This is a genomic window from Chamaesiphon polymorphus CCALA 037, assembly GCF_003003845.1.
GTDB lineage: Bacteria > Cyanobacteriota > Cyanobacteriia > Cyanobacteriales > Chamaesiphonaceae > Chamaesiphon > Chamaesiphon polymorphus.
Genome location: NZ_PVWO01000050.1, coordinates 1 through 19,359, shown reverse-complemented (window position 1 = coordinate 19,359; position 19,359 = coordinate 1). Strand labels below are relative to the sequence as shown.

At 44.2% G+C, this 19,359-nt stretch carries 17 protein-coding genes, 2 tRNA genes and 1 pseudogene; 4 read left to right on the top strand and 16 right to left on the bottom strand.

Going from position 1 to position 19,359, the window contains the following annotated elements; translation table 11 throughout:
* Positions 1-716, top strand: a pseudogene (locus C7B77_RS29670) (hypothetical protein); the annotation flags it as partial.
* Positions 717-923: 207 nt separating this feature from the next.
* On the opposite strand, the gene C7B77_RS06235 reads toward C7B77_RS29670, so the two are convergent.
* The 6 genes from C7B77_RS06235 to psaC all read right to left on the bottom strand — a co-directional run bounded on the left by C7B77_RS06235 (position 924) and on the right by psaC (position 7,092).
* Entirely contained in the window at positions 924-1,082 is a 159-nt protein-coding gene (locus C7B77_RS06235; RefSeq protein WP_219892008.1) for a hypothetical protein, read from the bottom strand.
* Between the two features lie 115 nt (positions 1,083-1,197).
* Positions 1,198-1,671, bottom strand: coding sequence for a transposase (locus C7B77_RS06230; RefSeq protein WP_181243727.1), 474 nt, complete (start codon positions 1,669-1,671; stop codon positions 1,198-1,200).
* 39 nt (positions 1,672-1,710) lie between these two features.
* Positions 1,711-2,574, bottom strand: a complete 864-nt coding sequence (locus tag C7B77_RS06225; RefSeq protein WP_106301603.1) for a hypothetical protein — start codon at positions 2,572-2,574, stop codon at positions 1,711-1,713.
* A 37-nt stretch (positions 2,575-2,611) separates the two neighbouring features.
* Positions 2,612-4,351: an AAA family ATPase gene (locus tag C7B77_RS06220; RefSeq protein ID WP_106301600.1), complete on the bottom strand. Its 1,740-nt coding sequence runs from the start codon at positions 4,349-4,351 to the stop codon at positions 2,612-2,614.
* Between the two features lie 333 nt (positions 4,352-4,684).
* Positions 4,685-6,559 (bottom strand): glutamine--fructose-6-phosphate transaminase (isomerizing), encoded by a 1,875-nt coding sequence (gene glmS / locus C7B77_RS06215; RefSeq protein ID WP_106301598.1) that lies wholly within the window; start codon positions 6,557-6,559, stop codon positions 4,685-4,687.
* 287 nt (positions 6,560-6,846) lie between these two features.
* Positions 6,847-7,092 (bottom strand): photosystem I iron-sulfur center protein PsaC, encoded by a 246-nt coding sequence (gene psaC, locus C7B77_RS06210; protein WP_015160556.1) that lies wholly within the window; start codon positions 7,090-7,092, stop codon positions 6,847-6,849.
* 223 nt (positions 7,093-7,315) lie between these two features.
* Here psaC and C7B77_RS06205 point away from each other — a divergent pair, with 223 nt between their 5' ends.
* Positions 7,316-7,666 (top strand): DUF6464 family protein, encoded by a 351-nt coding sequence (locus C7B77_RS06205; RefSeq protein ID WP_106301595.1) that lies wholly within the window; start codon positions 7,316-7,318, stop codon positions 7,664-7,666.
* A gap of 143 nt (positions 7,667-7,809) precedes the next feature.
* Here C7B77_RS06205 and C7B77_RS06200 read toward each other — a convergent pair.
* From C7B77_RS06200 to rplS, 3 genes are all read right to left on the bottom strand, one after another.
* Positions 7,810-7,881 (bottom strand) — tRNA-Trp (locus C7B77_RS06200).
* Between the two features lie 60 nt (positions 7,882-7,941).
* Positions 7,942-8,014, bottom strand: a tRNA-Trp gene (locus C7B77_RS06195).
* A 94-nt stretch (positions 8,015-8,108) separates the two neighbouring features.
* Positions 8,109-8,474, bottom strand: coding sequence for a 50S ribosomal protein L19 (gene rplS / locus C7B77_RS06190; protein ID WP_106301592.1), 366 nt, complete (start codon positions 8,472-8,474; stop codon positions 8,109-8,111).
* A 226-nt stretch (positions 8,475-8,700) separates the two neighbouring features.
* On the opposite strand from rplS, the gene C7B77_RS06185 reads away from it, so the two are divergent.
* Positions 8,701-9,228 carry a VOC family protein gene (locus C7B77_RS06185; RefSeq protein WP_106301589.1) on the top strand — a complete coding sequence of 176 codons (528 nt, stop codon included), beginning with the start codon at positions 8,701-8,703 and terminating at the stop codon, positions 9,226-9,228.
* A gap of 89 nt (positions 9,229-9,317) precedes the next feature.
* On the opposite strand, the gene C7B77_RS06180 is transcribed toward C7B77_RS06185, so the two are convergent.
* The 3 genes from C7B77_RS06180 to C7B77_RS06170 all read right to left on the bottom strand — a co-directional run bounded on the left by C7B77_RS06180 (position 9,318) and on the right by C7B77_RS06170 (position 11,036).
* Positions 9,318-10,154, bottom strand: a complete 837-nt coding sequence (locus tag C7B77_RS06180) for an alpha/beta fold hydrolase (protein ID WP_106301586.1) — start codon at positions 10,152-10,154, stop codon at positions 9,318-9,320.
* A 277-nt stretch (positions 10,155-10,431) separates the two neighbouring features.
* Entirely contained in the window at positions 10,432-10,650 is a 219-nt protein-coding gene (locus C7B77_RS30620) for a type II toxin-antitoxin system VapC family toxin (protein WP_245894088.1), read from the bottom strand.
* 161 nt (positions 10,651-10,811) lie between these two features.
* Positions 10,812-11,036 carry a DUF2281 domain-containing protein gene (locus C7B77_RS06170; RefSeq protein ID WP_106301583.1) on the bottom strand — a complete coding sequence of 75 codons (225 nt, stop codon included), beginning with the start codon at positions 11,034-11,036 and terminating at the stop codon, positions 10,812-10,814.
* A 239-nt stretch (positions 11,037-11,275) separates the two neighbouring features.
* On the opposite strand from C7B77_RS06170, the gene C7B77_RS06165 reads away from it, so the two are divergent.
* The gene (locus C7B77_RS06165) at positions 11,276-12,049 is read left to right on the top strand and encodes a hypothetical protein (RefSeq protein WP_146138205.1); all 774 of its coding nucleotides are present in this window, start codon (positions 11,276-11,278) and stop codon (positions 12,047-12,049) included.
* A 65-nt stretch (positions 12,050-12,114) separates the two neighbouring features.
* Here the strand turns inward: C7B77_RS06165 and gltB are convergent, their stop codons facing one another.
* The 4 genes from gltB to vapB form a co-directional block, all read right to left on the bottom strand.
* Positions 12,115-16,731, bottom strand: a complete 4,617-nt coding sequence (gene gltB / locus C7B77_RS06160; RefSeq protein WP_106301577.1) for a glutamate synthase large subunit — start codon at positions 16,729-16,731, stop codon at positions 12,115-12,117.
* A gap of 717 nt (positions 16,732-17,448) precedes the next feature.
* Entirely contained in the window at positions 17,449-18,105 is a 657-nt protein-coding gene (locus C7B77_RS06150; RefSeq protein ID WP_106301571.1) for a DUF4145 domain-containing protein, read from the bottom strand.
* Positions 18,106-18,468: 363 nt separating this feature from the next.
* Positions 18,469-18,855: a type II toxin-antitoxin system VapC family toxin gene (locus tag C7B77_RS06145; RefSeq protein WP_106301568.1), complete on the bottom strand. Its 387-nt coding sequence runs from the start codon at positions 18,853-18,855 to the stop codon at positions 18,469-18,471.
* Complete coding sequence (gene vapB / locus C7B77_RS06140) at positions 18,855-19,070, bottom strand: type II toxin-antitoxin system VapB family antitoxin (protein WP_106301565.1); 216 nt, start codon at positions 19,068-19,070, stop codon at positions 18,855-18,857. Before vapB ends, C7B77_RS06145 begins: the two co-directional genes overlap by 1 nt.
* Positions 19,071-19,359 lie beyond the last annotated feature (289 nt).

Below are 19,359 nucleotides of genomic sequence, written 5' to 3'. Positions count from 1 at the left end.
ACGAAGCAGAAATATTAAACCAACATCCCGAACTGATGGATGAAGGACTAGTTTATATGATGAAGCAGGTCGCCGCTCGATTAGCCGCCCAGGGCAGTCAAGAGATCGCGATTTATCTCAAACATCTAGCCGCAGAAATCCATCATGGCTGGCTACAGCCCACCGAGCGACGCGGGCGATCGCCAATATCCTCGCCACCACCCGATTCAGAATTACAACCAGCCAACGGTCATAGCGATACCCCGATCGCTCCAGGCGTGTCAATAACAAACAATCGGCACCCCGATGAAAAGAGAGCGGAAGTCGCCGCCCCTATCACAAGATCTGCACCACCACATAACAACCAGATCGAGACGTTATTAGAAAATCTTGCTAGTCGGTTGGCGCAGATGGAAAGATTGCTAAGCAAGCATTCAACTCCACATAACCCACTATGGTATCTGCCAATTTTGGAACAGGTCGATACTCATGGCTGGATTATTTCTAGTGAGGAAGTCGAACAATTGATTGGCATTAGGCCACATTGCGAACCAGGTCATAACTCCTTTATGCGGGGATGTTGGAAATTTGTCAAAGTTGGCAAGATCGGGACGCATTCCTCCTGGCGAGTCATCAAAGAGATCTCAGATCTGCCCAGAGATCGAACTCCAGAACCAGAACCCAAGGAAACCAATTTAGAACCAGATTTAGCGTCACCTTGGACTGAAACAAACTAGTAGTCTTTGGCGTAAACTTAGTTACTATTTTGGCGGGGAGCGGGGAGCGGGGAGTTGCGGCTCGCGCTCGTCGGCTTTGCCGACGGTTTAGCGAGACAAGACAGGGAGTGTGAAATAGCAACCTAACTTGCGCCGCCTAGTACTAGCCCAAGCCGATGCCGATACCCGTTAGCGACTATATCAAGCTCTGGCGGCGAGATCGATCGATTAGACCAGAAATAGTGCTGAAGGAAGATTAAATCGATCGCTTAACTTCTCTGCATGATTTTTATCGATCGAGCGTTTTCCATCTATTACCTCAGCAGCAAGATCGCTAGAACCAAACACGCTAATTAAATCTGCTGGTTGAAGATGATTAGCTTCCATCAAATGTAGTAATCGGCTGTGTGGAGTCGATAAGTTTTGCGATGGATAATGTTCGGCTCTCTCGTAGTTAAAGTTATAAGCTAAACTTATTCAAATGGACACAGCGGAGCGGAGTTCATTTGAATAAGCAAGCTAATAGTTTTTCTCTCATCAATTCAAAAGTTGCAAAACCATAGCTTTGTCTCAGAATTAACTTAATTTTAGTATTAATCCCTTCCGTGACTGCACTTGTGGTTCTGTTAGCAAAAAAATTAGCAATTTCTGGCAAGTGACTTTCAAGTGTATTGGCGATATCGGCAAAAAATAAACCTGCATATTTTAACCATCTTTTCATTTTAGCTAATCCAGATTTAACAGTAGAGTTGCTTTCATATATGTGTCTAAGTTCCTCCTTGAATTCATAGGCAATCTCTAGAACGGTTGACTGTTGAAATAATTCGCTCAACTCGACTCGCTCCATATCGTTCAAGTCTTGATTGTTTGTCATCAGTAATGATTTGTTTTTCAAGCCAGTCAATCCTAATTTTAGCCTGATTTTATTTACTGTGGCATTTTCTAAAGCCAGAAGAGAGTTGAGATGAAAGTCCATAGTGAGCATCCTGGGGTAAAATGTAGCCTAGGCTACATTTTACCCCAGGATGCGAGGAGAGCCTATTTTTTTAAGATCTGCTCGATTTTCAACAGGGAAGAATTTTTCATTTATAAATAAATCATCTCTCAAACTATTTTCGATTGACTTAATAAAACTAGAAGCTATATTATCTAAATAAACATCTAGTAAGTAACACAAGAATTGATTTTCAGAACAATTTAATGATTCGACTGAACCGGGAGTAATTATCTGTTTTTTACTTGGATGTAATATTCTAGATATTAATGCCTGGGGAGAATTCAATTTCCTATTAATATCGACTGCAACTATTTCCGATTTGAAGCTTCGGAGAGGACGTTTTTCAATCTCTGTCCAGACATTCCGAACAGATCGATATAAATCTAATAATGCTTGTGCTGTGGGCAATAATTGACCACCAGATAATAGCAATTTTCCTATGTCCGAGCCAGTTTGCGCTCCAACATGAGTACTTGCTGGATGACTAACGAGGCTACCAACAGAAAGTGCTAGCAAGCCAATTTCAGCAATAATTTCGTTTAAGTTTGACTCTGACAAACCACCAGGGCTAACCCAAAGTTGTGCTTGAGGTGTACTAGGAATCGGAGCGAGATTTGAATCAAGCATTACAGCCGTAATAAACCCTGCTCTTGTCGCAATCTCCTTTCCTATAGGATCTTTATCTGGGATTATCCATCGATTTGACGAAATCTTAGTAAGGGGAAAAATCTCTGTTTCTCCTAATAACCCCACGATAGCATCCCAATCACCCTCTATCTCGACAGCCCAAGATCCACCATATTGGCGACAGTATTGATAATTATCTTCTTCTGGTAGTTTTGTACCTTGACGATCGACAAAATATAGTAAGGGATAACTCATGGCTGTCTAAACAATAACTTAACAATCTAATTTTCTATTAACCCCAATAACGCACATTTCGTCTTCCACTATCCAAAATCTGGCGTTCTAGTTCTTCGAGAATATATCCTTCATCTCCAATCAAATAATCTTGTCTAATTTCCTCTATCCATTGTTGGCAAAGATATTCTAATTTTTTGTCTTTATCTTTGAAGAAAGAAATTCTAGGTAAAAGTTTAGCTAAAATAAAATAAGATAGGCATCTCTTTGGATTAGCATTCGTAATACCTAAGCAATGACTGACTGCGAAAAACATTTGATAATCTCGTTTGACACGATGACCAAGAGGTATCCCTAAATAACTTATATAATCTTCGTTCCATTTAATAATACGTGCCCAGTCTTTTTTCCAGCTATCATTTATTCGAGAAGGAATGTCAGTAGGATCTACTAAGAAAGCAGGTAAAAAATTTGTGCTTTCATCCATGCAATCCATACATACTTTAACCTTTTCTTGAAATTTACTAATCGATAATTGCTCACTAATATTATTTTTTCCTTTAGATAATACAGCTTTGAAATCAACTAGAGGATAAGTGATAACGTAAGATCGATCGATCACCTTCGGACTAAGATCGTATGTTGTCTCATCAGAGTTTAAAGTCCCAACTAATATTAGGTTTTGTGGAATCTCGCACTCAGATTTCATTGTACTTAATGTGCGATCTAACTGAGCAATTAGCAACTTTTGCTCTATAGTAAGATTTTCTTCAGCTCTTAGTAACTTTAATTTATCCCATAAGTGTATTTCAATATCTTCAGAGTAAAGAGACAAGGTTCTTTTTTTGTCTTCTGCTCCAGCTTTATCTTTAGAATATTCTAAGATTGATAGTAAATCTGCACCATAATTCTCAATTCGTGCTAAATTAAGTTCGTCGAGACAGATTAAAAAAGGTCTGTCAGGATACTTAGCTGCTTTTTTGAGCGCAGTTGTAAAAGAGGATGGTCGAAAAGTTTCAGATAAAGGATCGAAGAATCCTAACAAATCAGATGGATCTAGCCATGAGGGACGAATAGGAATAATTTCTGAATTGCCACCCAAGAGTTTAGCAGACTTTCTAACCATACTACTTTTGCCAACACCGACAGTACCATTAAGCAAAACCATACTTCCAGAGCAAAGCGCAGTAATCGTAGAAACTAGATAACCGATGGCAATAGACTCAGGAAGTATTTGATTTTTTGATTCGAGCATTTCAATCCAGCGATCTCCTAGATCTTCTGGTTCTAAATTGGTACTTTTAGGTATGGAACTATGCTCAATATCGCTCTCTCTGTCTCGATCTTCAACCAAAGTAAGTAGAGAAGTATAACAATTTATTTCTTTCTTAATCCTAATAAGTTCTTTCTCTTTCTCTTCGAGGGAATTACGATTATGATTTATCCTTTCACCTTCTTTTTCTAACCAATTTTTTTGCAACTCAAATTCTTGCTTCTGAAAATTCGCCTCAGCTATCCAATCTTCTCTCTCTTGAGAAAGATTTAACATTATTTGTTCTTGTTTTATTTGATTTTCTTTTTCTATTTTATCTTTGTATATTTCAAGTTCTTTTTTTTCGATGCTGCACTGCTCAGCCCAATTCCTTCTCTCCTCTTGAGATACTAATATTGCAATCTCATTTTCTAAGTTTCGAGCTTCTTCTTCCCCGACCGCTCTAACATCCTGGGCGATTGGATCGGCTTTTTTTGTGCGATTACATCTATCCCCTTTCTCCCTCTTTCCCCTAGGTTGTCCCAAGTAAAAGTCACAAAATCATGTGTGGATAAATTATTGCTTAAATAACGAGTAGGTGCGAAGAAATTCTCAACAAATCCACCAGATTGAAGGGGTATTCTAGAATTAAGCGGTTCTATAAAACATCCATCGCCTCTTGTTCTGGTGACTATACCTGGTATCCTTTTAGTTGCTAATACAAATAAAATAATATTTTGTTCTTCCATATCGAGCGGGGATTTATATTTACTAATGTTGAGATGAAAATAGGCTCAAAAAGCCATGTAAATTTCAACAAAAATTTACATGGCTTTTCACCCGAGAACTTTGTATTTTACATCAATAAATTGAATCCAACTACTCAACAGTTACCGACTTGGCCAGGTTGCGAGGCTGATCTACGTCTAATCCGCGCATTGCCGCAATGTGATATGACATCAATTGCATCGGAATAACTGTTAAAACTGGCGACAATAATTCATCAACATCTGGAACTGGTAAAACCTTATCAAAGATCTCCGCTGCATCTTTATCGCTGGCTGCAACTACCCCATACAGATGTGAATCTCGCGCTTTAGCTTCTTGAGCATTCGATACCGCCTTCTCATATACTTTCCCTGGCATGGTAATTGCAATTACAGGTACCTTAGCATCGAGTAACGCGATCGGGCCATGCTTCATCTCTCCAGAGGGATAACCTTCGGCATGGATGTAACTGATCTCTTTGAGTTTTAAGGCACCTTCTAGGGCGATCGGGAAGTTGATGCCGCGACCGAGGAAGATGGCATCTCGTGTCTCTAGGAAACTATGGGAGAGTTCTTCGATGTATTTTTCTTGGGTTTCTAAAATTACTTCGATCTGGGAGGGGAGGACTTTCAAGCCAGTGATGATTTCCGCCATTCGATCGACTGTAATAGTCCCGCGACGATGGGCTAGGTCGAGCGATAAGAAGTAAAACGCCATTAATTGCCCCATGAAGGTTTTGGTGGCGGCTACGCCGATTTCCATGCCTGCGTGGGTGTCGATTACGCAGTCTACAACGCGGGTGATAGCACTATCTGTCCGATTGGTGACGGCGAGGAGGCGGGAATAATATTTGGGTTCTTTATCTTTGCGGCGCGATTGTTCGATTTCGACTGCGGCGAGGGTATCGGCGGTTTCACCAGATTGGGTAATCCCGATGGTGAGGGTATTGGGTGTCAGGGGTGGGGGCGAATAGCGAAATTCGGACGCATATTGAATTGCGGTGGGAATTTGAGCGAGTTCTTCGAGCAGATATTTACCAATCATTCCGGCGTGCAGGCTGGTACCGCAGGCGACGATTTGGATATTTTCGAGATCTTTGTAGATGGATTCGGGTAAGTCCAGTTTGAATGGAGATTTGTTGCTACCTGGCGTCCAGTCGAGATCGAGATAGGCTTCTAGACAGGTGCGAACTACGGCTGGCTGTTCGTAGATTTCTTTAGCCATAAAGTGGCGGAAACCTTGCTTTTCAACCGCGATCGGATTCCAGGTAATAGAATGAGGCGTGCGGCGGACTTTGGCACCATCAAAGGTGTATACTTCAGCACCATCTCTGGTGAGTCTGGCCATTTCCCCATTTTCTAGGGGTAAGATCGTGCGAGTATACTGGACGATCGCGGGTGTATCGGAAGCACAAAAATATTCGCCCTCGCCGATACCGATAATCAACGGTGCTTGTTGTCTGGCGATGACCATTTCGTCGGGATAATCTGCCGAAATTACCGCGATCGCAAATGCACCGGATAATTTATGTACGGCTTGCTGAACTGCTGACATTAAATTCTCGGCACCGTCTTCAAAACATTGGCAGATCAGGTGCGGGATGACTTCGGTATCGGTTTCCGATCGAAATTCATGTCCTTGTTGTTTCAATTCTTCGCGCAGTTCGCGGTAGTTCTCAATAATTCCGTTTTGCACCACCGCCAACCTTCGCTTGGTATCGGTATGGGGGTGAGCGTTATATTCTTCTGGCTTACCATGTGTCGCCCAGCGCGTATGCCCGATCCCAATCGGGGCGCGATTGCTAGCTACTTCGATTTTTTCGCGCAGGTTATGCAGCTTACCTTTTGCACGAATGCAGTCTAAATTACCTTCAACAACAGTTGCCACTCCAGCAGAATCGTAACCTCTGTACTCTAGTTTTTCTAATCCTGAAACTAGAATGGATTGGGCTGGTTTATCGCCAATATAGCCAACAATTCCACACATAAAGTCTAATTCTCCCGCAACGGTTATCTATAGATTGAGTGTACTTATCGCAGTCTCTCTACTGTTGAGACTGGTTCCACTTTACTATTATAGTTACCCGATTTTCGATCGAATGTAACAAGATAGGCAGAAATAGTTTGGAGTTTGGAGTTTAGAGTTTGGAGTTTGGATTTTAATTCCTTCGATCCCCTGCTATTCCCTATTCCCTATCCCCTATTCCCTATTCCCTAGTGACTAGTGACTAAAGGCACCACAACGAACCCTCAGTCTCCAGTCACTATCGGGAACTAGTATGCTAGACCCATGCTGCGAGTAGTTTCCGCGCCTAAATAAACGCGGATACTCAGGAAATCTGTAGGGCAAGCAGTTTCGCACCGTTTGCAACCAACACAATCCTCAGTACGAGGTGAAGACGCAATTTGTTGAGCCTTGCAACCATCCCAGGGTACCATCTCTAATACGTCTGTAGGACAAGCCCGAACGCATTGAGTACAGCCAATACAAGTGTCGTAAATTTTGACGCTATGAGACATATAATCATCCTCCCAACGATAAAGCTTTAGCGATGCTAAAACTAAGAATCAAGGCTTAGTTTACCGCAGGCACAGAGGCTAGTTCTCAAAAAGGCTACATAAGTTAAAGGTTTTTAACTTTTGACTGCTTGGCGGTTTATCGGACGGGAGCGATCGTTGGCGATCGGTCAAGTTAGCTTGAGATAGTTTAAAATTAAAGTCTCAAGCTCATTATGGAGATCTAATGACGGAAACAGCGTCAATGCCTACTGAGGTAATTTTGACCCAATCGCGCGAAGTGCTAACTAAAATTTATCTGGATTGGACGCCACAACCAGGTAATTATCTCGATCTCGATGGCAAGACGTATGCCGTGCTAGAACGTCGTCACCGCTATCATTTACAATCCGGTCGCTATAAGTTGTACAAAATCGCTCTCTACGTCCAATCGGCGACTCGTCCGGAAGAACAAAGTCTCATTGACGGTCAATGGGTTATTGGTGATGCTACATGCAAGTATAATGCTCGATCGACCCTCATTCGTTGTGCGATTCATCCGACCGGGCCATGTGAGGGCTGTAGGTTTAGGGAATAGGGAATAGGGGATAGGGATTAGGGAATATACACAAAGTATTGCTTGCGATAACTCAACGTTAGCGATTCAGATTTGAGCGATAACACTGGAATAGGAGATTAGAGATTAGTCTTTAATCCCTTTCCCCTATTTCCTAAAAAAGACGCGCCCTGGAGGATTTGAACCCCCGACATTCGGTTTTGGAGACCGACGTTCTACCACTGAACTAAAAGCGCATGGATGATTTGAGGCTTAATTTTAAAAATTAGACCCGATCGAAAACAAGTTTATACTAACGCGCCCTGAAGGACTTGAACCCTCGACATTTGGTTTTGGAGACCAACGTTCTACCAACTGAACTAAAAGCGCATGTATGAAAAGGAAACGATCTTCCTGACCCTGTAGATTAGTATAGTATGAAACTAAAGTTTGTGGCCAGGATACTCGGAAAAAAATCTGATGATTATTCCAAGGGACGATCGAACCGCTGTTTAACGCGAGTTGCTTTACCGACGCGATCGCGAAGATAAAACAGTTTCGCACGACGGACTTTACCGCGACGAATTACTTTGACGCTATCGATTTTGGGGGAATGCAACAGGAATACCCGTTCCACGCCGATACCTTGAAAGACACGACGGACAGTAATAGTTTCGTTAATGCCACCATTACGAGTAGCAATAATAATGCCTTCGTAAGGCTGAACCCGTTCTTTGTTACCTTCTTGAATTTTTACGCCCACACGGACGGTGTCGCCCACGTGAAGGGTAGGCAGATCGGATTTTAGATACTCCGCTTCGATCGAGCGAATAATTTCCTGAGCTTTCATGTGGTTTGAAAAAATTCACAGACTCTTATCATAGCAGACTAGTATGAATTTGTCTAAAATAATTTTAGAGCATCTGGCCACCAGGTCGAAAACCCAGCTAGATCGGCGATAAGTAGCAAGCAAGTTCTCGACTAATAGCTGAATCTCGATCGATCGAGCTATACTTGATGCCATTATCGAATCGAGACTGTTAACATAATATTCACTCCTAGCCCTCCTCAATTTTATGCCTCTAGATAGCCTATTTTCGACCCAAGGTATCATGGTGATGCTGCTGGCAGCCTACGCTGGGGCGATGTGGCTGTTTTTGAGTAGTGCCCCTAAGGTGTATACGGTGATGGTGTCAGATCTTCAGGTCGCGCAAGACTTATATGAAGGACTATTAAATCTGAAGATCGCGCAAGTGCCATTGCACTATTACTATGATTACGAACAAACGATCGGCACGGCGGGTATCGATCCGATGTATTTAGCAGCACCGATGGGACGAGCTAGCGTCCGCAGTATGAAGGGTTCGGAAGGCTTGTGGTATCAACTCAAGAAAAATGCCCAACTGCACGTAATTACTGGCTCTAGCTTGGGCGATAAAAATCGGCAGCGACACGTTTGTTTCGATCGCGAATGTCTGGAGCAGCTTTTGATGCGGATTCAAACCCGTGGTGTCAAGCACAAAATTCGCAGTGAGAAGCCGCTAAACTTTTTGGTAAAAGATTATGAAGGTCGGACGATCGAAATGTCCGAAGCCGCCAATTAAAATAAATCCAATCTTACAAAAAATTGGGTAGGGGCAGATCGAGACATTGCCCCCTACCCAATTTTTTCTGAGTACCCCGATAATCTCAATTAGATCGGGGTACTCAGAAAATCGACAGTCTGCGCGATAACCGACTCATCCCGTAAAATCCGGCGGTGTCCCAAACCAGAAGTTTCAATCAACCGTGCAGTTTCCCAAATTTGCGAAACATGGAGACTTTCCTCAAATGCGACTTCTCGATCGCGACGATCGTGAAATAATATGGCTGGGATGGAAAGATTTCGGGCGGTTCGATCGATGTCTAATCTGTGCCAAACATCCTGCCCAAATTGTGCTTCAAATAAGTGTCCTAAGGCTGTGACTACCTCTGTCGAAAGTCTCGCTCTTTTGGCAAACAGCGTCATGGCATTAGCTAAAGAGCACATTGCGCCTAGATAGACAACTTTGCGAGCCTTCATGCCCTTACTCAGAGCTAAACTCGTACTAGCGGCACCCAATGAGTGCGCGACGACACCCTCAATTGGTGTCGAGTCAGGATTGCTGGTAGCGTAATACTGCGCTACAGTTTCGATCGCGCGGGCAATCTCAAATCCGTTCGATTGTTCGCCAAGCGTGCTACCATGAGCGGGAGCATCAAAAGCAAGCACCTGATAACCTGCGGCTAGGAGTGGATCGATGAATTCATTCAATTGTAGGCCGTAGCTGCCCCAACCGTGTACTAAGAGAATTGTCGCACCCGTCGTCCCCCACCGAAAAGCCTTGAGTTCGATCGAACCAAACGGAATGGCAAAAGATGTCGCCTGAGCCAAATGAACGCGCTCCGATTCTGATAGTGCTGGTTTGGGTGGCGTCAGAAATTGTTTTAAGGCTTGCCGAGCCTCATTTGCTACTTGTGGCGTAAATATATTGTCGAAGGATTCTGTCAAAACTGTGACTCCTTAGAGAAGGTACCGATCTCAGTTATCCTCAGCAGCGAGGATCTGCGAACATCGCTCGTTAGCGATCGAATTTCTAACTCGTAAACTTGGCAACCTATCGCCCGAACTTCTGTTGCAGGTAAATAGCTTGACCTCGTTTCAACTTTACTCTTTCAGTTTAACCTACGAGATCGAACTGTTAGAGATTGAGTTATGGCAACAGCAGTAAATCGACTCCTCAAATCTCACCATCAACAGCACTAAAACGATCGGTATCGATCTTTAATTAGAGCCGATCGAGATCGTATCGATCGAAAGCACCATCTACCGTGGCTAAAGTCATTTTTTCGACTTGAGACTGAGCAATTAGCAAGCGGTCAAAAGGATCGCGATGGTGAGCAGGTAGATTTGAGAGTGCGTAAATATGCTTTAAGTCAATCGACAGTAACTGAATAGAATTTTGCTCGATCTGAATATCTACAACTGTTGCGAGATCGCCTTTCAAATCTAGTTTTCCTAAAGCTACTTTGATTTGGATTTCTCAAATACTTGCCAAGCTAAGAAATAAGCTGTTTTGACGAGCGATTATCGATTCAGTGAATCTCGGCGATAAGCGTTCTGGTTCTGTCGCCATCCAGATAAAGATATGAGTATCGAGCAAAATCCTCATTCTTCGCCGAGCCAAAATTCATCTGGTAGTGGTTCATCAAAGTCATCGCTCATTTTCATTGCGCCGCGACTTAGCCCCAAAATTCTTGGAGGTAGTTCTGAAGGATGATGATTCACAGGGGTAGCCGATACATCAAGAGAGCGAATAAACGCTAGGACGCTCAGCTGCATTGGTTCGGGGATTTTCTCTAGCTCCTGGACTATTGATTCGATCGTACTCATGATGTGATGGGGCAGATTGAATGCAATTCAATTCTACCATTCCCACATTTAGATGACAGCGATCGATCGAGACTAAAGCTGCTCGATCTCAAGATCGAAAGCATCATTCACAGTTGATAAAGTCATTTTTTCTAGTTCCAGCACTATGGATTCGTGTCAACTACGCCTCTCAGTGGAGAATCGAAAATCGTTGTGTAATTAATTTTGCGTAACCACTTACTTGACAAACGGTATTTGAGTTGTTAGATTTATCACAGGCTATATCTGAGATTGCAGAGGGTCTCAATCGCTCAATGCAAGTTGACGATCCTAGCTTAGAGAACCTAAAAGGAACATTTGAGAGTATCAGGCAATCTTTAAGTGGAAAACGAGGCTCCGATCAAATTGCTTACAGACAAGGTGATACGGGTGAGATCGACATTCTACAGATCTTGACTTACATTGCTATGTTAGATCTAAAAAAATTCCCCGATCGCAAAAGCCATCCAAATGCCTTATTTGGACATCCAAAAATTGTTTTAGAGGCTTTCAAAGAAGATTCAAAGGAGCAAAAAAATTTCGAGATAATTGTTCCTCACTTACATGATATTCTTGTCTTGACTGATGAAATCCAGCAATTCGTAGCTCTTTCTTTCGGAAGATATAAAGCAAAGAACACAAAGAAGAATAATCGTAGTGGTTCTAAAGAAAATAAAAAGAGACCTGCATATTTTTCAGGTGGAAAGATTGAAGGAGAAGTAGCTTTAGGCTGGCTCTATCCAATCCTTGCAGCATTTCGTGCTAATATATCTCCTCAAGCTTGGAGTGAGGGCAAATTTGAGTGGTTAATGAACCCTCATGAATTGCTTAAAGCTACTCACGAGGAAATGGCACGTATCGTGCAACAGGAACACAAGGACAATAATAGTAAGCCTGCTGAAGTTGGACGTAAAGAGGCTGCATATCGCGGCTGCTATGGCGTTGTTGTTCTTGAACTCGCTCAAAGAGGATTACTCACATCTCTAACAGCCTAAAAGGGTGACGGAACACGGAGCGGTGCTGATAGAGTGTTCTATTAGCACCGCTTCACTCAATCGATCTAACTCCCCCCAATTCGCGCCACATCGCGAGAATTTTCCTCAAACGCAGCATCTAGCGCATCATCACCACTCAACCCCGAAGCCAGCGCATTCTGAATCGCTTGCAACACCCGTTTATAGTCACGCGGCATCACCTTCACAAACTTCGGCACCAGATTATCCCAATTAGCTAGCACTGCGATCGCTTTCTGACTCTTGGTATATTCAGCGTGTTTCTCGATCGAACCCTTCAACTTCGCTATCTCCTCAGCATCCGTCAGCGTTTCCAATCCCACCATCTGCGTATTGCAGCGCGTCGGGAAATCACCCTGCTCGTCGAGGATATAGGCAACACCGCCACTCATCCCCGCTGCGAAATTGCGTCCGGTTTTACCTAATACGATGACTTGTCCGCCTGTCATGTATTCGCAGCCGTGATCGCCGATCGATTCCACGATCGCACTGACACCAGAGTTGCGGACGCAGAAGCGTTCGCCAGCCATGCCGTTGATGTAAATTTCGCCGCTGGTGGCTCCGTAGAGGGCGACGTTGCCGACGATGACGTTTTCGGCGGCGATGAAGGTGGATTTGGGTGAGGGATAGAGGATGATTTTACCGCCGCTGAGTCCTTTGCCGATGTAGTCGTTGGCATCGCCTTCGAGTTCGAGGGTGACTCCTTGGGGGATAAATGCGCCGAAGCTTTGTCCGGCACTACCTTGGAAGTGGAGGTGAACGGTATCTTCAGGGAGTCCATACCAGTGGTTTTTGGTAATTTCGTTACCGAGGATCGTACCGACGGCGCGGTTGACGTTGGTGATGGGGAGTGTGGCTTTAACTGCTGTGCCATTGTCGATCGCCGCCTTACACAGATCTAGTAACTTGGTAAGATCTAGGGATTTATCCAAGCCATGATCTTGCGGAATCTGACAGTAACGCCCGACATCATCGCCGACTTCCGGCTGATAGAGCAGGTTGGAGAGGTCGATGTTTTTGGCTTTCCAATGCGCGATCGCTTGTTTGGATTCTAAGACATCGGTGCGCCCCACCATTTCGTTAAGGGTGCGGAAGCCGAGGGATGCCATGATTTCCCGTAAGTCTTGGGCGACAAAACGCATGAAGTTGACGGTGTGGGCGGGATCTCCGGTATAGGTGGCTCGGAGATCGGGGTTTTGGGTGGCGATGCCAGCGGGACAGGTATTCAGATGGCAGACGCGCATCATAATACAGCCGAGGGTGACGAGTGGCGCGGTGGAGAATCCGAATTCTTCGGCACCTAGCAGGGCTGCTATGGCGATGTCCCGTCCGGTTTTGAGTTGTCCGTCAGTTTCGACGACGATCCGGCTGCGGAGGTTATTGAGGACGAGGGTTTGATGAGTTTCGGCTAAGCCCAGTTCCCAAGGGAGTCCAGCGTGTTTAATTGAGGTTTGGGGCGATGCTCCGGTACCGCCATCGAAGCCGGAGATTAATACTACGTCGGCGTGAGCTTTAGCGACACCTGCGGCGATCGTACCTACGCCGACTTCGGATACTAGTTTGACGTTAATCCGCGCTTCCCGATTGGCATTTTTGAGATCGTGGATCAGTTCGGCGAGATCTTCGATCGAGTAAATATCGTGGTGCGGTGGGGGTGAGATCAAGCCTACGCCTGGGGTGGAGTGGCGCACTTTGGCAATCCAGGGATAAACTTTCGAGCCAGGGAGTTGTCCGCCTTCGCCCGGTTTCGCGCCCTGAGCCATTTTGATTTGGATTTCCTTGGCTTGGGAAAGGTACAAGCTAGTAACGCCAAATCGTCCAGAGGCTACTTGTTTGATGCCGCTATTTTTGGAGTCGCCTAGTTCGTTCGTCCAGGTGTAACGTTCGGGAGCTTCGCCGCCTTCGCCTGTATTAGATTTACCACCGATCCGGTTCATCGCGATCGCGAGTGACTCATGGGCTTCTTGCGAGATCGAACCATAGCTCATTGCCCCTGTTTTAAAGCGTTTGAGGATGGCTTCGATCGGTTCTACTTCTTCAATTGGAATTGCTTGTTGCGGTTTAAAATCGAGCAATCCGCGCAGGGTGAAATGCTTTTTATCCTGCTCGTTAATTAGCTTGGCGTATTTCTGATAAATGTCATATTTACCCGTCCGCGCCGCCTGTTGCAAGAGGTGAATACTTTCGGGGCTGAATAGGTGTTCTTCACCATCTTTACGCCACTGATAATCACCGCCGACATCGAGCGTAGCACCTTTGGCTGGTCGATCGGGGAAGGCGTGAGTGTGGCGGACGATCGCTTCTTGGGCGATAACACCAACGTCGGCACCTTCAATCCGCGAAGCGGTGCGGCTGAAGTATTTATCGATCGTGGCTCGGTTCAAGCCGACTGCTTCAAAAATCTGGGCACCACGATAACTTTGAATCGTGGAAATACCGATTTTAGACGCAACTTTAGTTACACCTTTTGTTGCCGCTTTAATATAGTTTTTAACAGCAGTAGGATAATCGACATTGAGTAAGATTTTCTGGTTAATTAAATCCTCGATCGTCGCAAATGCCATGTAAGGATTAATTGCTCCACAACCATAACCAATTAACGTTGCAAAGTGATGGACTTCACGCGGTTCGCCAGATTCTAGTACTAATCCGACGCGCGTGCGAGTACCCGTGCGAATTAGATGATGGTGTAAGCCGGAAACAGCAAGTAATGCTGGAATTGGGGCATTATTTGGATCGACACCTCGATCGCTCAAAATTAGGATGCTAATCCCATCTTCGATCGCTTTATCTGCATGGGCAAAAATCGCATCCAAGGCTGATTCCATCCCCTTGACCCCATCTTTGGGGTTAAACAGCATCGGAATGGTGACAGATCGAAATCCACCGTCATTCACATGCTTTAATTTGGCAAATTCATCATTGCTCAAAATCGGCGATTTGAGCGAAATTAAATGACAGCTTTCGGGTTCTGGTTTAAGTAAATTTCGTTCGGAGCCAATCGTCGTTTGGGCAGAAGTAACGATTTCTTCGCGAATCGAATCGATCGGTGGATTAGTAACTTGCGCGAATAATTGTTGGAAATAATCGTAGAGTAATTTTGGTCGATCGGACAACACTGCCAATGGTGTATCCGTCCCCATCGAACCTGTAGCCTCAACCCCATCCCGCGCCATCGGAGTCATTAACAACCGCAACTCTTCAAACGTATACCCAAATGCCATCTGTTTTTGAACCAGAGTGACAGGATGTAAAAACTCCAATTCACCTGGATGTCTGTGGGGAGTGGGAGTAGGCGCGATGCCGAGATCCTCCAACTTCACCAAATGCTCGTCGAGCCACTGCTGATAAGGCTGCTGACTGACAATCTGTTGCTTGATTTCCTCATCCGCTACGATTCGCCCCGCCTGCATATCCACCAAGAACATCCGCCCTGGTTGCAACCGTCCCTTACTAGCGATATTTTCCGGCGGAATCGGCAGTACCCCCGCCTCCGAAGCCATAATTACTCGATCGTCCTTCGTCACATAATATCTAGATGGACGCAAACCATTGCGATCGAGCAATGCCCCAATTGTATTTCCATCCGTAAACACGATCGACGCGGGGCCATCCCACGGCTCCATCAAGCAAGAATGGTACTCATAAAACGCCTTCTTCTCAGCACTCATCGACTCATGCGCCGTCCACGGTTCGGGCACCATCATCATCATCGCATGAGGCAGCGATCGACCCGACAACACCAACAATTCCAGGGCATTATCAAAAATCAGCGAGTCACTCCCATCGACATTAATTACGGGTTGAATCGCCTTAATATCCTCGCCAAACAATTCCGACGCAAACAAAGATTGTCGCGCCTGCATCCAGTTAATATTGCCGCGCAGCGTATTAATCTCGCCATTATGGGCGATGTAACGATAGGGATGCGCCCGCTCCCAACTGGGGAAAGTATTCGTACTAAACCGCGAATGCACCAACGCCAGCGCACTTTCCACATCCGGCTCCCGCAAGTCGGGGAAATACGCCCCCACCTGCATCGTCATCAACATCCCCTTATACACGATCGTCCGACAAGACAGACTCGAAAAATACCAATGAGCGTCGATATCGATCGATCTAATCGCCGTGTGCGACTGCTTGCGAATCATCAACAACTTCCGCTCGAACGCCAACTCATCCGCCACCGCCGGACTCCGCTCGATAAATACCTGCTGCATAAACGGTTCGCTAGCTTGCGCCGTCTCGCCCAAAGTCGCATTATCCGTCGGCACATCCCGCCAACCGATGACTTTTTGCCCCGCCTCAGCAACTACCCGCTCGAATACCGCTCTACTCCGAGCGCGCCGCTCGGCATCTGGCGAACTGTAGAGCATCCCTACTGCATACTGCCCCACTGCGGGTAAACTAAAGCCCAATTGCGCCGTCACCCGCTGTAAAAACTTGTGGGGAATCTGCATCAAGATCCCCGCCCCATCGCCTGTATTCGCCTCACAGCCGCACGCGCCGCGATGTTCGAGGTTTTCTAAAATCGTCAAAGCATCGGTGACGATCTCGTGAGATTTTTCCCCTTTCTGATGCACGATAAAACCGACTCCACAAGCATCATGTTCGTGTTGCGGATCGTATAGTCCTTGTTTGCTGGGTGGTTGGATGGTATTCATGCGTAGGATCGATCGCTTTTAAAGGTGTTCGAGTAGCCGATGCCAGTTTTTAAGGACAGCATGGGTATTCTACTTCGCCCTATATTGTCGATCGATCCCAGTCGATCGGGTGCCCCCCGATACAAAAGTTTGCCCTCTGATATAAATGTTTAGGGATTTGGCAGAGTGTTGTTGGCGTGTCAGCGATCGAAATTGTTGCCGATCTCAATGCAAAACCTAGCTATGTTGCTGAATTTCAATACGAAAACGTCCTGATATGTCGTAGATTCAGCAGGATAAAGTTGTAGCTGGTTACTACTGTCATTTCGATTGTGACAAAAATTATATATGCTTAAAAATAAACTTCTACTATCATTGATTTTTAGTACTTTTATAACTGCGTCGAGTATGTACGTAGAAAAACCTATATCAGCATCTGCGGCTATGTGCGATGCGGCTAGAAATAGTTCTTTATTATATGCAGAGTGTCGCAAAAGAGAAGATTACCTAAATACTCAAAGACGAATGGCACAATCAGGATGTGGCTGGAGTGGATGCGTACAAAACAAATCTAATGATGCTAAAAAGTGGGATTGGAGATTGATTGCGTTAGGATCGTTTGTGGCTTATAAAATATTGTTTCGACGTTGATTTATTGGGATTTTTACTGAACCGAGTATTTTGCAAAATAAAAAGTAAGTATTACCTACTTTTTATCTTACTATCTGTTCTCTTGATTTATTTTGTGTTTGGCTTGTTTTTTAGAGGTGATGACAGATTTTCTTTTACGTTATGAGGAAGTATATAAATTCTCTGCAATAAATGTTCGATTACATCCATTGCAACTTTGATTTCTTTAGGCGAAGATGGTGTGATAGAGTGAGTAGCTTCGTTTCCAATCCGTCTAAGATCGTGAAGAGCACCAACATCCTTTTGAGTTACTAAACCTTGCTTTACAAGATTATTAATTTTTTCGTTCAAATCAATGCCGGGAGTCTTTTGCTCTTGTGTAATTGCTTCTAAAATAGTGCGAATACCTGTGCCGAAGAGAATTACTTGATTGTTATTTATCGTTTTAAGTGTCTCTTTATAGATACTTTGAATATAAGGCTTCAGTAAATTGATACCCTCAATCGGTAATCGTTGTTTTGGATCGGGATAAATTTTTTCAGAAGTTGCTTGATATTGAGTGTACTCATAAAGCGCATGTCGGAACGATATGCGGTTACAACCCAAGCATTGAATAACTTGATAATCGAAGCAACTATCTTCATCTTGTGCCATTTCTGCTGATACTAAAATCTTGTGATTTTTATTGCCTTTGCATTCTCCGCAGGAAACGGACTCCACCCGATTGTCGGTTTGATTTATCTTAACAGTTTTAGAAATCAACATAGCCTCATACCTCAATTTAAGCCAGTTTTGAGCAATATACTTCTAGGATTCCCCTGAAATGACCCAGAAGTTAACAACATTTGCTATTAATTCAGATCGGGATCGTAACACTTTTGCAGTGAGTATAAATACTCATGGAGAGGTGATCGATAATTAGCTAGGGGTAGGGTGGGCAAAGTTAGTACTAAAATAAATCGACAACATCAGAATATTTGCCCAGTAACATAGATTTAGTTTGCGATCGAATATCATAAATGCAAAGCTAGCTAATGGATTTGCTAATCGATAGTCCAATTTTCAACTAGCGGATTGGGTACTCGATCGACCTTACTCTCGATCGAGTTTTTCTACGAGATCGATCGATTACCATAGTCTCTGCACTGGATAAGGCTCAAAAGCAGCATCGGCACTCATGAGAATTAAATCTCGATCGATCGCTTGAGAAATAATGAGTCTGTCAAAAGGATCGCGATGATAAAGTGGTAATGATAAATATCTTTCCAGATCGGAGGATTCGATCGGCATAACTTCAATCTCTGTCTGAGCTAAAAGTGTATAGATATCCTCGATCTTATGACCGATTTTTAACTTACCAATATTCAGCTTAATTACAATTTCCCAAATACTTACCACGCTAAAATTAAGCTGACTCTCATTATTAGCTATGACTTCCTTTGCTCGATCGCTCAACTGTGGATCGTCTTGAATTAGCCACAGAAATACATGAGTATCGAGTAAATAGCGTGCCATTACATATATTCCTGTAGATCTTCCAATGGCGCATTAAAATCATCTGCCATCCATACTTGTCCTTTCCAGATGCCAAAAGCATCTTTACGACTAATTTTGGTGTGTGTTTCTGTCGATCGAGTATGCTTGGCAACTAAATCTTCAAGATATTGCAAAGCTTCTTGCTGAACCGACTCAGGTAATCGCTGAATTTGTTCCAGGAGTGCTTGCTCCATGATGGTATCTCCGCCATTTAAAGATATACCCTATTTTAGCTCAACTTTAAGAATAGCGATAGGTTTGGCAAAATTAGCACTAAGATCGATAACATCATAATGTTTGCCCACCAACACAGATTTGATTTGCGATTACCTACGGTAGGCTACGCCAACGAATATCATAAATGTAAAGCTAGCAAATCAATTTTATAATCGAATGTCCAATTTTCGGCGTTGCTGAATTGATGTATGATATGGCGATCGAGAGTAAGATCGAAGAAAAACAATGAACAGCGAATCAAAGCCA